This window comes from Siccibacter colletis, assembly GCF_025914095.1.
GTDB lineage: Bacteria > Pseudomonadota > Gammaproteobacteria > Enterobacterales > Enterobacteriaceae > Siccibacter > Siccibacter colletis.
Genome location: NZ_CP074352.1, coordinates 3289772 through 3303996, shown reverse-complemented (window position 1 = coordinate 3303996; position 14225 = coordinate 3289772). Strand labels below are relative to the sequence as shown.

14 protein-coding genes are annotated in these 14225 nt (G+C 56.3%); 10 read left to right on the top strand and 4 right to left on the bottom strand.

The window, feature by feature from the left end:
* Positions 1 to 394: 394 nt before the first annotated feature.
* Entirely contained in the window at positions 395 to 2554 is a 2160-nt protein-coding gene (gene aas / locus KFZ77_RS15865; protein ID WP_264384750.1) for a bifunctional acyl-ACP--phospholipid O-acyltransferase/long-chain-fatty-acid--ACP ligase, read from the top strand.
* Complete coding sequence (gene lplT / locus KFZ77_RS15860) at positions 2547 to 3740, top strand: lysophospholipid transporter LplT (RefSeq protein WP_031523988.1); 1194 nt, start codon at positions 2547 to 2549, stop codon at positions 3738 to 3740. The genes aas and lplT overlap by 8 nt, the downstream gene beginning before the upstream one ends.
* Positions 3741 to 3793: 53 nt before the next feature.
* On the opposite strand, the gene KFZ77_RS15855 is transcribed toward lplT, so the two are convergent.
* From KFZ77_RS15855 to mutH, 4 genes are all read right to left on the bottom strand, one after another.
* The gene (locus KFZ77_RS15855; protein ID WP_264384749.1) at positions 3794 to 4834 is read right to left on the bottom strand and encodes an NADP(H)-dependent aldo-keto reductase; all 1041 of its coding nucleotides are present in this window, start codon (positions 4832 to 4834) and stop codon (positions 3794 to 3796) included.
* 171 nt (positions 4835 to 5005) lie between these two features.
* Positions 5006 to 5224 carry a YgdI/YgdR family lipoprotein gene (locus KFZ77_RS15850; protein WP_264384748.1) on the bottom strand — a complete coding sequence of 73 codons (219 nt, stop codon included), beginning with the start codon at positions 5222 to 5224 and terminating at the stop codon, positions 5006 to 5008.
* A 174-nt stretch (positions 5225 to 5398) separates the two neighbouring features.
* The gene (locus KFZ77_RS15845) at positions 5399 to 6112 is read right to left on the bottom strand and encodes a TerC family protein (protein WP_264384747.1); all 714 of its coding nucleotides are present in this window, start codon (positions 6110 to 6112) and stop codon (positions 5399 to 5401) included.
* An 84-nt stretch (positions 6113 to 6196) separates the two neighbouring features.
* Positions 6197 to 6883, bottom strand: coding sequence for a DNA mismatch repair endonuclease MutH (gene mutH, locus KFZ77_RS15840; protein ID WP_264384746.1), 687 nt, complete (start codon positions 6881 to 6883; stop codon positions 6197 to 6199).
* A gap of 684 nt (positions 6884 to 7567) precedes the next feature.
* On the opposite strand from mutH, the gene rppH reads away from it, so the two are divergent.
* From rppH to KFZ77_RS15800, 8 genes are all read left to right on the top strand, one after another.
* Positions 7568 to 8098 (top strand): RNA pyrophosphohydrolase, encoded by a 531-nt coding sequence (gene rppH, locus KFZ77_RS15835; RefSeq protein WP_031523981.1) that lies wholly within the window; start codon positions 7568 to 7570, stop codon positions 8096 to 8098.
* 11 nt (positions 8099 to 8109) lie between these two features.
* The gene (gene ptsP / locus KFZ77_RS15830; protein ID WP_031523979.1) at positions 8110 to 10356 is read left to right on the top strand and encodes a phosphoenolpyruvate--protein phosphotransferase; all 2247 of its coding nucleotides are present in this window, start codon (positions 8110 to 8112) and stop codon (positions 10354 to 10356) included.
* A gap of 232 nt (positions 10357 to 10588) precedes the next feature.
* Entirely contained in the window at positions 10589 to 11464 is an 876-nt protein-coding gene (lgt, locus tag KFZ77_RS15825; RefSeq protein ID WP_264384745.1) for a prolipoprotein diacylglyceryl transferase, read from the top strand.
* Between the two features lie 6 nt (positions 11465 to 11470).
* Positions 11471 to 12265, top strand: coding sequence for a thymidylate synthase (thyA, locus tag KFZ77_RS15820; RefSeq protein WP_031523975.1), 795 nt, complete (start codon positions 11471 to 11473; stop codon positions 12263 to 12265).
* Between the two features lie 183 nt (positions 12266 to 12448).
* On the top strand, positions 12449 to 12922 hold the full coding sequence (locus tag KFZ77_RS15815) for a prepilin peptidase-dependent protein (protein ID WP_264384744.1): 474 nt from the start codon (positions 12449 to 12451) through the stop codon (positions 12920 to 12922).
* The gene (locus tag KFZ77_RS15810; protein ID WP_264384743.1) at positions 12913 to 13476 is read left to right on the top strand and encodes a prepilin peptidase-dependent protein; all 564 of its coding nucleotides are present in this window, start codon (positions 12913 to 12915) and stop codon (positions 13474 to 13476) included. Before KFZ77_RS15815 ends, KFZ77_RS15810 begins: the two co-directional genes overlap by 10 nt.
* The gene (locus KFZ77_RS15805) at positions 13473 to 13892 is read left to right on the top strand and encodes a YgdB family protein (protein ID WP_264384742.1); all 420 of its coding nucleotides are present in this window, start codon (positions 13473 to 13475) and stop codon (positions 13890 to 13892) included. The genes KFZ77_RS15810 and KFZ77_RS15805 overlap by 4 nt, the downstream gene beginning before the upstream one ends.
* Positions 13877 to 14212, top strand: coding sequence for a prepilin-type N-terminal cleavage/methylation domain-containing protein (locus tag KFZ77_RS15800; protein WP_264384741.1), 336 nt, complete (start codon positions 13877 to 13879; stop codon positions 14210 to 14212). Before KFZ77_RS15805 ends, KFZ77_RS15800 begins: the two co-directional genes overlap by 16 nt.
* The last annotated feature ends 13 nt before the right edge of the window (positions 14213 to 14225 follow it).

Here is a 14225-nt window from a genome sequence, read left to right as displayed (position 1 = left end):
GCGGGATGAGAATCACCGTGGCATGTAACAATTACAGCAATCCTCAAAACACGGTGATAGCGCATAGCAGCCGATAAATCGGGCGCATCAGCACGTTTTCCTCAATTTTTTCCGTCACTTGTAACAGTAAAACATGATTTTCACACCTGGTTGCACTTAGGCGCATTCCTTTGCTTTTTTCCAGTGGCGAAGGTGAGGGCGCCAATCCACAATCAAAGTCCCAGAGGTATTGATTGGTGAGAATTCCTGTACTTCTCGTACAATGCTTTGCACCAACCTGCGCGGATGCGCAGGTTTTTTTTCGCCCATTTTTTGGGGTCGCCCCTCGCTTTTAACTCGTATACACTGCCTCGATTTCGTCCCCAACTGCAGGGGAGCTACACAGGGAGTTGTTATGCTGACAGGTTTTTTGCGTTCACTGTTACGCGTGTTGTTTCGGGTCGAGGTGCTGGGCGATGCGCAGGCGCTGCGTGACCAGCGGGTGATCATCACGCCAAACCACGTCTCGTTCCTGGATGGCGTGCTGCTGGCGCTGTTCCTGCCGGTGCGCCCGGTATTTGCCGTCTACACCTCAATCAGCCAGCAGTGGTATATGCGCTGGATCAGTTCAGTCATCGACTTTGTCCCCCTCGATCCCACCAAACCGATGTCGATCAAGCACCTGGTGCGCCTGGTTAACCAGGGCCGTCCGGTGGTGATCTTCCCGGAGGGGCGGATTTCAGTGAGCGGCTCGCTGATGAAAATCTACGATGGTGCCGGCTTTGTGGCCGCGAAAGCGGACGCGACGGTGGTGCCGATTCGCATCGACGGCGCGGAGCTGACCTTCTTCAGCCGCCTGAAAGGGCTGGTTAAACGCCGCCTGTTTCCGAAAATCACGCTGCATATCTTACCCCCGACTTCTCTGCCGATGCCAGACGCACCGCGGGCGCGGGATCGCCGTAAAATCGCCGGCGAAATGCTGCATCAGATCATGATGGAAGCCCGTATGGCGGTACGCCCGCGTGAAACGCTGTTCGAGGCGCTGCTGGCCGCCCAGTATCGTTACGGCGAGCGTAAACCCTGTGTGCAGGACATTAATTTCAAACCCGACAGCTACCGTGGGCTGCTGCTGAAAACGCTGTTTGTAGGCCGCATCCTTGAGAAATACAGCAAGCAGGGTGAAACCATCGGGCTGATGCTGCCCAACGCCGCCATCACTCCGGCGGTGATTTTTGGGGCCGTCTCCCGCGCCCGTATTCCGGCGATGATGAACTACACCGCCGGCGTGAAAGGCATGACCAGCGCTATTACCGCCGCGCAAATCAAAACTATCTTCACCTCACGCCAGTTCCTCGACAAAGGCAAACTCTGGCCGCTGGTCGAGCAGATCGACCAGGTTCGCTGGGTGTTCCTCGAAGATCTGAAATCTGAGGTCACGCTGAAAGATAAAGCCTGGATCTTCAGCCACCTGCTAATGCCGCGCCTGGCGCAGGTGCCGCAGCAGCCCGAAGACGCGGCGGTGGTGCTGTTTACGTCCGGCTCGGAAGGCAATCCGAAGGGCGTGGTGCACAGCCATAAAAGCCTGCTGGCCAACGTCGAGCAGATCCGCACCATAGCGGACTTTACCGCCAATGACCGCTTTATGTCGGCCCTGCCGCTGTTCCACTCCTTCGGGCTGACCGTGGGGCTGTTCACGCCGCTGTTTACCGGGGCGGAAGTGTTCCTCTACCCGAGCCCGCTGCACTACCGCATCGTGCCGGAGTTGGTCTACGACCGGAACTGCACCGTGCTGTTCGGTACCTCTACCTTCCTCGGGCACTACGCGCGTTTTGCCCATCCGTATGACTTCTATCGCCTGCGCTACGTGGTTGCCGGTGCGGAGAAGCTGCAGGAGAGCACCCGCACGCTGTGGCAGGACAAATTCGGCCTGCGCATTCTGGAAGGCTATGGCGTTACCGAATGCGCGCCGGTGGTCTCGATTAACGTACCGATGGCCGCGAAACCGCACACCGTGGGGCGCATTCTGCCCGCGATGGATGCGCGTCTGCTGGCGGTGCCCGGCATTGAGCAGGGCGGTCGCCTGCAGCTTAAAGGCCCGAACATCATGAAGGGCTATCTGCGTGTCGAGAACCCTGGGGTGCTGGAAACACCGGCTGCTGAGAACGCGGCGGGCGAGATGGAAGCGGGCTGGTATGACACCGGCGACATCGTGACCTTTGATGAGCAGGGCTTTGTGGCGATCCAGGGTCGCGCGAAGCGCTTTGCCAAGATTGCAGGCGAAATGGTCTCGCTGGAGATGGTCGAGCAGCTGGCGCTGGCGGTATCGCCGGATAAGCTTCATGCCACGGTCATCAAAAGCGACGAGGCTAAAGGAGAGGCGCTGGTGCTGTTTACCACCGATCCTGAGCTGAAGCGCGATGTGCTTCAGCGACAGGCGCGCAGCAGCGGCGTACCTGAACTGGCGGTGCCGCGTGATATCCGCTATATCAAACAGCTGCCGCTGTTGGGTAGCGGCAAACCGGATTTCGTCACCCTGAAAACCATGCTTGAACAGGCAGAGACCCCACATGAATAATGCCGGACTCACTTCCCCCTCTATCTGGTCGCGGGGCATGGTGGCGGTGATCGCCGCCCAATTCCTCTCTGCTTTTGGCGATAACGCGCTGCTGTTCGTTACCCTGGCGGTGCTGAAAGCGCAGTTCTACCCGGACTGGAGCCAGCCGGTGCTGCAGATGGTGTTTGTGGGCGCTTACATCCTGTTTGCCCCGTTCGTCGGGCAGATTGCGGACAGCTTCTCGAAAGGGCGCGTGATGATGTTCGCCAACAGCCTGAAGCTGCTGGGTGCGGCCTCCATCTGTCTCGGCGTGAACCCCTTTATCGGCTATACCCTGGTGGGCGTTGGCGCTGCGGCGTACTCTCCCGCCAAGTACGGCATCCTCGGTGAGCTGACCTCCGGCGATAAGCTGGTAAAAGCCAACGGGCTGATGGAGTCGTCCACTATCGCTGCCATCCTGCTGGGGTCGGTCATGGGCGGGATCCTTGCCGATCTCAACCTGTTGCTGGCGCTGGGCCTGTGCGCTCTGGTGTATGCCGCGGCGGTGGTGGCGAACCTGTTTATCCCGAAGCTCGACGCCGCGCGCCCTGGCCAGTCCTGGCGTTTCGGGCCGATGACTCGCAGCTTCTTCTGCGCAAGCCGCACCCTGTGGCGCAGCGACGAAACCCGCTTCTCGCTGATGGGCACCAGCCTGTTCTGGGGGGCCGGGGTCACGCTGCGTTTCCTGCTGGTACTGTGGGTGCCACAGGCGCTGGGTATTACCGATAACGCCACGCCGACCTATCTGAACGCGATGGTCGCTATCGGCATCGTCGTTGGTGCCGGCGCGGCGGCTAAGCTGGTTACGCTGGATAAGGTTGCGCGCTGCATGCCTGCCGGGGTGCTGATTGGCGTAGCCGTGGCCATCTTCGCGGTGCAGCAGGCGCTGCTTCCGGCTTACGGGCTGCTGATCCTTATTGGCGTGCTGGGCGGCTTCTTTGTGGTGCCGCTCAATGCGCTGTTGCAGGAGCGCGGGAAACACACCGTCGGTGCAGGCAATGCGATTGCGGTGCAGAACCTGGGTGAGAACACCGCCATGCTGGTCATGCTGGGGCTCTATTCGCTGGCGGTAAAAGCCGGGGCGCCGGTGGTCGGCATTGGCGTCGGGTTTGGCGTGCTGTTTGCCCTGTCTATCGGCGGACTGTGGCTCTGGCGCCGCAAGCAGTAATAAAAAAGACCCGCTCAGGCGGGTCTTTTTTTGTCTCACTGGCGCGAAGACGCTCAGGGAGCCGGGTAGGTATAGACCTGATGCACCGCTTCCAGTTCGGCCAGCACTTCTTCGCTGAGCGTTACGTTCAGGCTTTCAACGTTCGTTTTCAGCTGCTCCAGCGTGGTGGCACCCAGTAACGTGCTGGCGACAAACGCCTGCTGACGAACAAAGGCCAGCGCCATCTGTGCCGGGTCCAGCCCGTGGCGTTTCGCGATCTCAACATACGCTGCGACCGCTTTCTGGGTCTGCTCGCCGCTGTAGCGCGTAAAGCGGCTGAACAGCGTGTTACGCGCCCCGGCAGGCTGCGCACCGTTCAGGTATTTACCGGTCAGCACGCCAAATGCCAGGCAGGAGTAAGCCAGCAGCTCAACGCCTTCATACTGGCTGACTTCGGCCAGGCCCACTTCAAAGCTGCGATTCACCAGGCTGTACGGATTCTGAATGGTGACGATGCGCGGCAGGTCGTGTTTCTCCGCCAGATGCAGGTAGCGCATTACGCCGAACGCGGTTTCGTTGGACACGCCGATATAGCGGATCTTCCCGGCACGCTGGCACTCTGCCAGGGCTTCCAGGGTTTCAAGCAGCGTCACCGGCGGCGTGGTGTCGGTCCAGGTATAACCCAGCTTGCCAAAGCAGTTGGTCGGACGCTGCGGCCAGTGCACCTGATAGAGATCAAGATAGTCGGTTTGCAGACGCTTCAGGCTGGCATCCAGCGCTTCGCGGATGTTCTTGCGGTCCAGCACCTGATTCGGGCGAATGGCGTTGTCGTTGTTGCGGCTCGGGCCGCTGACTTTAGAGGCGACAATCAGTTTTTCACGATTGCCGCGCTTCGCCAGCCAGTTACCGACGTAGGTTTCGGTCAGCCCCTGGGTTTCAGGGCGTGGCGGCACGGGATACATCTCTGCTACGTCAATCAGGTTGATTCCCTGGCTTACGGCGTAATCAAGCTGTGCGTGGGCATCGGCTTCGCTGTTCTGCTCACCAAACGTCATTGTGCCCAGCCCCAGCTGACTTATTTCAAGTGAACTATGGGGGATACGGTGATAATGCATAGCCGGCTTCCTGTTATCTGTCTGTCAGCGTCAGGTTATCCTGACGACAAGCGTCGTCCTCATTCACGCATCGCATGAAGAGGGGGCTATAAACATGGCAGAGGGGAAAGCAAAGGGGAAGTGGGCAGGGCAATAAAAATCAAAAGGCCAGCAGACGGCTGACCTTACACTTTAGCGCTCAATAATCTGTGATACGTCGTCGCGGTTGATCTGCATTTCGTTGCCCTGCGGATCGCGGTAGCTCACCAGACCGGTATCGTTATCAACCTGCGGCTTGCCTTCGGTCAGGATCATACGGCCATCTTTGGTTGCCATGACATAATCGCTGCTACAGCCGGAAACAGCAAACGCCAAACCCACAGCGGAAATTGCTACAGCCCATTTCTTCATCGTTATACGCCTCTTATGGTTCGGGTAAATAAATATAGAGTGTAGTAATAACTGCTAACTATGGGAGGGGTAAAGGAGGGAAATCTTAAAAAATGTGTATTTTGGCGATGAAACCGGTAAAAACGAGACTTCTCCCTCCCCGGTGAGGCGAGGGAGAAGCGCGCGACGGGCGTGTCAGAGCGGATTTTTCTTGCTGCGCAGCAGGTTAAGGCTCTCGACGGCAATGGAGAAGAACATCGCGAAGTAGATGTAACCTTTCGGCACATGCACATCGAAGCTCTCCAGCATCAGCGTGAAGCCCACCAGAATGAGGAACGACAGCGCCAGCATTTTTACCGAAGGGTGATGATCCACGAATTCACCGATAGGGCGCGCTGCAAACATCATCACGCCGACCGCGATAACCACCGCCGCCATCATGATAAACAGATGATCGGACAGACCAACAGCAGTAATCACCGAGTCCAGGCTGAAGATGATATCCAGCAGCATGATCTGGAAAATTGCCCCAAAGAAGGAGTGAACGTTGGTTTTGAGTCCTTCCTCTTCACCCTCGATCGATTCGTGGATCTCCTTACAGGCTTTCCAGATAAGGAACAGCCCGCCAAGCAGCAGAATCAGGTCACGGGCGGAGATCTCCTGACCAAACACCGTAAATAGCGGGTTTGTCAGGCGGATCACCCATGCAATGGATGCCAGCAGCGAAAGACGCATTACCATTGCACCTGCCAGACCCAGCTTACGCGCCTTCGCCTGTTGGTGTTTTGGTAGCTTCGCCACGACCAGAGAGAGAAAAATAATATTATCGATACCCAGCACAATCTCAAGCAGCGTCAGCGTGCCGAGCGCAAGCCATGCGTTAGGGTCCGTTATCCATGCAAACATCAAAAAATCCTGCCATAAAATAAAACGTCAATTATATGCCGCCCCCGCAGGCGCATACAAAAATTAATTGAGCGCCCGCTGCGCGGTTTACATCATGAAATGGCGCGCCAGTAACGCAGCGGTAAAGTTCTTTTTAAGGTAAAAGCCGCGCGGTAGGGTGAGGATGGGTTCGCCATGCGCGCCGAAGGCCTCGGTCAAAGCCTTACTGTTTGCGGCTTTAGGGCGCAGCTGCAGCACTTCGCCGTGGCGGGCAGTGATTCGTTCGACCTGGCCCAGCACAATCAGATCCATCAGCTCCTCCCAGTCGCGGCGCAGCTGCTCTTCTTCTTCCCGGTCCGGGCTCCACAGCAACGGGCTGCCGACCCGGCGTTCCGCCACCGGAATGGCGCGTTCGCCCTCTACCGGGATCCAGAGTACGCGCTTAAGTTTGTGGCGCACGTGGCTGGTTTCCCAGATAACACCGGTGTTGCCGGTCAGCGGTGCCACGCAAACAAAGGTGGTTTCCAGCGGGCGTCCCAGGCTATCTATCGGAATGGTTTTGAGTTCAATGCCAATGGCCGCGAAGTCCTGCTCGGGCTTACTTCCTGCGCTGGCACCGAGCCACAGCTCCAGCAATACCCCGATCCAGCCTTTATCGCGCTTCAGATCGGCCGGCGGCGTCAGCCCCACCCGCAGGGCGAGCTCGCCCAGCGTCAGGCCCGCGAGCCGCTGCGCTTGTGCCAGCAGTTCCGCTTCGTTTTCGGGGGGATGCGCTAATGGTTCGAGGGTATGCATAACAACTTTTACCTGTGGCGAAAAAATGAACAGCAGTTTTGCACCGTGTGGAAAACCTGAAACCGAACTTGCGGAACACAAGCAATATGATGATTTCACATGCTTTTTTTTCGTTAAATTTTTTGCTGCGCGTTGGCGGTTGTGGGTTTTCCAAAACTGGTCACTGACAATAAACAGGATCTTACACCATGTTATCCACAGAAAAATGGGATAACTGGGAAAACTTGCCACTACTGGTTCGATCCACAGCCTTGACGGATGCGGATAATCGAAATTTTACCCAATAGCTGGCCAGGAAACTGGCATTATCTGTGGATAAATACGTCTCTGGTCGATCTTTCATCATCACCAGGATCGTTGGTGTGACGATCATCACACAAAGCGGCGTGGAACGCGGGATGGTGCGAGTAACATGATGAATTTAAGCAAGAAAAATTACAGCGTCTTTGCGCGTCCTCCAGGAACTTTCTCACTTGTCCTCTGGTAATCATTCACTTCTACACAGTGATATCCACAGAAAAAGTGAATAAAACTACGTGACACGCACCACGCTTGTTTATAACTATCATCATTTTTGTGAGTTATTTAAATGTTATCCGGGTAACGGGGCCGCAAGAGAGTGGTTTACCGTCACAAAGGAGTATGAAACAATCGTTAATATTCAGGTTTATTTGAGGTAGTCCCGTGATCGACGATGATGGCTACCGCCCGAATGTTGGTATCGTAATCTGTAACCGTCAGGGCCAGGTGATGTGGGCCAGGCGCTTTGGTCAGCACTCCTGGCAGTTCCCGCAGGGTGGGATCAATCCAGGCGAGTCGGCAGAGCAGGCGATGTATCGGGAGCTTTTCGAAGAAGTAGGTCTCCAGAGAAAAGATGTCCGCATACTGGCCTCCACCCGCAACTGGTTACGTTACAAGTTACCAAAACGTTTGGTGCGTTGGGATACAAAGCCGGTGTGTATCGGCCAAAAGCAAAAATGGTTTCTTCTGCAGTTAATGAGCAACGATGCCGATATCAATATGCAAACCAGCAGCACGCCTGAATTCGATGGCTGGCGCTGGGTAAGCTACTGGTATCCGGTGCGCCAGGTTGTTTCGTTTAAACGCGATGTTTACCGCCGGGTGATGAAAGAGTTCGCCAGCGTAGTGATGGCTTTGCAGGAGACAACTCCGCAGCGGAATTCGCCGCCTGCTTATCGACGTAAAAGAGGTTAAGCCACGTAATCATGCTCACCCGCCTGCGAGAAATAGTCGAAAAGGTTGCCAGCGCCCCGCGCCTCAACGAGGCGCTGAATATTCTGGTGACTGATATTTGCCTCGCAATGGACACCGAGGTCTGCTCGGTGTATCTCGCGGATCATGACAGACGTTGCTATTACCTGATGGCGACGCGCGGTCTTAAAAAACCGCGCGGTCGCACCGTCACTCTTGCCTTTGATGAAGGTATTGTCGGTCTGGTGGGCCGGCTTGCTGAACCCATCAACCTTGCAGATGCGCAAAAGCATCCCAGTTTCAAATACATTCCAGCGGTAAAAGAGGAGCGCTTCCGCGCCTTCCTCGGCGTACCTATTATTCAGCGTCGCCAGCTGCTTGGCGTGCTGGTCGTGCAGCAACGCGAGCTGCGCCAGTACGATGAAAGCGAAGAGTCATTCCTGGTCACCCTCGCCACCCAGATGGCGGCAATCCTCTCTCAATCCCAGCTGGCGGCGCTGTTTGGCCAGTACCGTCATACGCGTATTCGTGCGCTGCCCGCCTCCTCTGGCGTGGCGGTAGCTCAGGGCTGGATGGATTCCACTCTGCCATTGATGGAGCAGGTTTCAGCCGCATCGACGCTGGATACCGCTCTTGAGCGCGAAAGACTTACTGCCGCGCTTGAAGAGGCCGCGGCGGAGTTTCGTCGTTACAGCAAGCGTTTTGCTGCCGGTGCGCAGAAAGAGACGGCAGCGATTTTCGATCTCTACTCGCATCTGCTTTCCGATGCGCGCCTGCGCCGCGAGCTGTTTGCTGAGGTGGATAAAGGTTCGGTTGCCGAGTGGGCGGTGAAGCAGGTTGTCGAAAAATTTGCCGAGCAGTTTGCGGCGCTGACCGATGGCTATCTCAAAGAGCGTGCCGGCGACCTGCGCACGCTTGGGCAGCGTCTGCTGTTCCATCTCGACGATACTATTCAGGGGCCAAATACCTGGCCGGAACGTTTTGTGCTGGTGGCAGATGAGCTTTCTGCCACCACGCTTGCTGAACTGCCTCAGGATCGTCTGGTTGGGGTCGTGGTTCGTGACGGCGCAGCTAACTCTCATGCCGCCATCATGGTGCGTGCGCTGGGCATTCCCACCGTTATGGGCGCCGATATTCAGCCGTCTGTCCTCCATCAGCGTACCCTCGTGGTGGACGGCTACCGCGGCGAACTGCTGGTCGATCCTGAGCCGCTACTGTTACAGGAATATCAGCGTCTCATTAGCCAGGAGAATGAGTTAAGCCGGCTGGCTGAAGATGATGTCGAACAGCCCGCAGAACTCAAAAGCGGTGAGCGCGTTCAGGTCATGCTTAACGCCGGGTTAAGCCCTGAACATGAGCAGAAGCTTGGCAGCCGCATCGACGGCATTGGTCTGTACCGCACCGAAATTCCCTTCATGCTGCAAAGCGGCTTCCCCTCTGAAGAGGAGCAGGTTGCGCAGTATCAGGGCATGCTGCAAATGTTCAACGATAAGCCGGTCACCCTACGCACCCTGGACGTTGGTGCCGATAAGCAGCTGCCGTACATGCCGATTAGCGAGGAAAATCCCTGCCTCGGCTGGCGCGGGATCCGCATCACCCTCGATCAGCCTGAGATCTTTTTGATCCAGGTGCGTGCGATGCTGCGTGCCAATGCCGCGACCGGTAACCTCAGCATCCTGCTGCCGATGATCTCCAGCATCGATGAAGTTGACGAAGCGCGTCGCCTGATTGACCGCGCCGGCCGCGAAGTCGAAGAGATGCTGGGTTACGCCATTCCGAAGCCTCCCGTTGGCGTCATGATTGAAGTTCCCTCAATGGTCTTCATGCTGCCGAACCTGGCCAGCCGCGTAGATTTTATCTCGGTTGGCACCAATGACCTGACCCAGTACCTGCTGGCAGTCGATCGCAACAACACGCGGGTCGCGAACCTGTACGATACGTTGCATCCGGCCATGCTGCGCGTGCTGGCGCATATCGCCCAGGAAGCACAGCGCGCTGAAATCGAGCTTTGCCTGTGTGGCGAAATGGCGGGTGACCCAATGTGCGTCGCGTTGCTGGTGGGCATGGGTTACCGTCATCTGTCTATGAATGGCCGCTCGGTCGCGCGCGTAAAATACTTACTGCGCCATATCGATCTTGAAGACGCGCAGACCCTGGCCCGACGGAGTCTCGAGGCACAGCTTGCCACCGAAGTCCGGCATCAGGTGGCGGCGTTTATGGAGCGCCGTGGCATGGGCGGGCTCATTCGCGGCGGGCGTTAAGTCCTGCGCTTTACTCTCTGCCGCTACGCTGCGCTGTCGTCGCATTCCGCTGAACTTGTCTGCGTTCACCTGCCTTTTCCACCGGTCCCGGTATTACATATCTTTTAAAACTTGCAGCCACCCGAGCCGGTTACGTTTATGTTATGATTCGCCACCTTATGGCGCCCGCCTGACGGGCATGCTTATCACCCGCTGTCCACTTCAGCGGTATAACAACGAATCGTGGTGACAGATGAATAGTGGCTATCTGCGTTTTCCAGAGTTTGATCCGGTAATTTTCTCAATCGGTCCGCTCTCTCTTCATTGGTACGGTCTGATGTACCTCGTCGGTTTCGTCTTTGCTCTGTGGCTTGCGGTGCGTCGCGCTAATCGCCCGGGCAGCGGCTGGACCAAAAACGAAGTCGAAAATCTGCTTTATGCCGGTTTCCTTGGCGTATTTTTAGGCGGCCGCATCGGGTATGTCTTCTTCTACAACCTGCCGCTGTTCCTTGAGAACCCACTCTATCTGTTCCGCGTCTGGGACGGTGGGATGTCGTTCCACGGCGGGCTTATCGGTGTGATTGTCGTCATGCTGATATTTGCTAAACGTACCAAACGCCACTTCTTCCAGGTTGCCGACTTTATCGCGCCGCTGATCCCGTTTGGCCTGGGGGCCGGACGTCTGGGCAACTTCATCAACGGCGAACTGTGGGGCCGCGTCGATCCGAACTTCTCACTGGCGATGCTGTTCCCCGGTTCGCGTGGCGAAGATGCCGCTCTGCTGGCTACTCACCCGGAATGGCAAACGCTGTTCAACACATACGGTGTACTGCCGCGTCATGCTTCTCAGCTGTACGAGATGGTGCTTGAAGGGATCGTGCTGTTTATCATCCTCAACCTGTACATTCGTAAGCCTCGTCCGATGGGCGCTGTCTCCGGTCTGTTTCTGATTGGCTATGGCGCGTTCCGTATCATCGTGGAATTCTTCCGCCAGCCCGATGCGCAGTTTACCGGCGCGTGGGTTCAGTACATCAGCATGGGGCAGATTCTCTCCATCCCGATGATTCTGGCAGGCATCGCCATGATGGTATGGGCATATCGTCGTCGCCCGCAGCCACAAATTTCGTGAGGATCCATGAAACAGTATCTTGACCTGATGCAGAAGGTGCTTGATGAAGGCACCCCAAAAAACGATCGTACCGGCACCGGCACACTGTCTATTTTTGGCCATCAGATGCGCTTCAACCTGCAGCAGGGGTTCCCGCTGGTAACAACGAAACGTTGCCATTTGCGCTCCATCATTCATGAACTGCTGTGGTTCCTTAATGGCGATACTAACGTCGCTTATCTGCACGAAAATAACGTCACCATCTGGGACGAATGGGCAGATGAAAACGGCGATCTCGGGCCGGTCTATGGCAAACAGTGGCGCTCATGGGCTACGCCAGACGGCCGTTATATTGACCAGCTTTCCACCGTGCTGGAGCAACTAAAAAACGACCCTGATTCACGTCGTATTATTGTCTCCGCCTGGAACGTGGGTGAACTGGACAAGATGGCCCTGGCGCCGTGCCACGCGTTTTTCCAGTTCTATGTTGCCGATGGCAAGCTTTCCTGTCAGCTATATCAGCGTTCCTGCGACGTGTTCCTGGGCCTGCCGTTTAACATCGCCAGCTATGCCTTACTGGTGCATATGATGGCCCAACAGTGCGACCTGGAAGTGGGCGATTTTGTCTGGACCGGTGGGGATACTCACCTGTACAGCAATCACCTCGACCAGACCCGTCTGCAGTTGACTCGTGAACCGCGTCCGTTGCCGAAGCTGATTATCAAACGCAAGCCGGCTTCGCTGTTTGATTACCGCTTCGACGATTTTGAAATCGAAGGCTACGATCCGCATCCTGCGATTAAAGCCCCCGTCGCTATTTGATGAAATTATCCTGACACAACCGGCGCCGCTTTCGCGCCGGTTTTTTTACGCCTGTTTTTAGCTTTACGACGCGAATTCCATTTTTTTTGCATCTTCCTGCAACCGCTAAAATTTCTTTCGAGACGCTTTCAGAACTGAATAACTGACGCTGGTACTGCATCGCCTTTCTGCCAGACTGCCGCCATGAACAGAAAACAACAGGGCTTTAGCCTCGTGGAAATGATGGTAGCAATGATCGTTGTGCTCATTCTGAGTGCCGGTGGGGTTTCAGCGTGGCAGCAGTGGCAGGCACAGCAGAGACTCGATCAAACCGCCCGGCAAATCCGCACCTGGCTTACGCTATTACGAAACGATGCCAACTGGCATAACCATGACCACCAGGTGCGGCTGCAGCGCAACGGCGAAATGTGGTGCCTTGTCAGTAACGGGTCGACTGGCGAACCCTGTCTGAAGGGGAAGACTTTTCAGTTTATGTCTGAATGGCCCGATATTCGCCTGGCGGAGCTCACTGAGGGGCTGGCGTTTTATGGCTTACGTAACTCAGCATGGCCTGGGCATATACGTATCTGTAATCGCGCCGGGGAGCGACTTGTCGTTTCGTCGGTGTGGGGACGTATTCGTATTGTCGACACGCCAGGGGAGGCGGTATGTCAATAGCGCGTGGCTTCTCACTACTGGAAATACTGATTGCTATGGCAATCAGCAGCACGTTGATGCTCAGTTCGCTGAAGCTGCTGCCCTCACTGCAAATGGCGGTGTTGCGTCAGTCTCAGGAAATTATCATTCAGGAGGATCTCTGGATGATGGCCAGAGTTATTGGTAAGCATCTTCAACGTGCAGGGTATTGCGCCGGTACCTGCTCCGGAGAAGGACTGACGGTAAGTAATAATGGGCGATGCATCATTGTGCGCTGGGATGCGAATAATAATGGCGTGTGGGAAAAGCCCATTCCTGGCGAATCAGAGCTGACCGGGTTTCGGCTGCATGAAAATGCGCTGGAAACCTTACGCGGTGCGAGAGCGTGCACAGATAGCGGCTGGGAGAAGATGAGCGAACCAGCGCTGTTTAGCATCACCGATTTTCAGGTCGTTACGCGTAATCTGCAGGGCTACCCTCCCCGCATGATTGTCACACTTGATGCCGTCGCAACACGAAATAGTGAGCAAACCTACAGAGTCAGCCATCAGGTGACCGGGTATAACCTGCCATGAACAAGATGAATGGTTTCTCTTCGATTGGCATGGTCATGCTGCTGTTGCTATGCGGTGGTCTGATGCTGGGCGGGTTACAGCTGCAACTGAATCCGCAACGCGCTGCCGCGGTAAGCGAAAGTGCGGCGATTAAAACCTTCGTACTGGCTGAAGCCGCGCTGATATGGGGGAGCCATCAGCCGTGGCAGCCAACAGTAAGCTGGCAGTGCCGCGCCACCGACCAGGCTTTCTCCCACGCGTGTGTGTTGATGACGGCAAGAAATCGCGTGATGCTCGCGGGGGTAGGGGGCGAGGGGCAAAAGGCAATAATACTCTGGCAGGCTGCTGCTTATGAGCAGGGCAACATTGTGCCCTTGCCTCACCGCTGGTCCGATTTTTGCCCTTTCAAAGAGGCCTTGCGATGCAAACTTCCATGACGTCCTGCGAAGCAGGTTTCAGCCTGATTGAAGTAATGATGGCAATGGTACTGATGGTCCTCGTCAGTACTTCGCTGATGGGCTATCACCGCGTTGTGAAAGAGGGGTTCAATACACAGTGGCAGTATCGGCAGCTATGGCGTATTGCGCAGGAGCAGGCCGATATTCTGCCGCCCACGCTACCAGTGCGCTGGAAGGTGAGCCGGATGCAGACATCAGGGGCGGGATGTGTCAGCATCACCGCTACGGTAACCAGCCCTTCGGGCCGGGAAGGGCAACTGACGCGACGTCACTGCCCGGTAAATGAAATTTCGCGTTAGGGTTGTCAGGAGC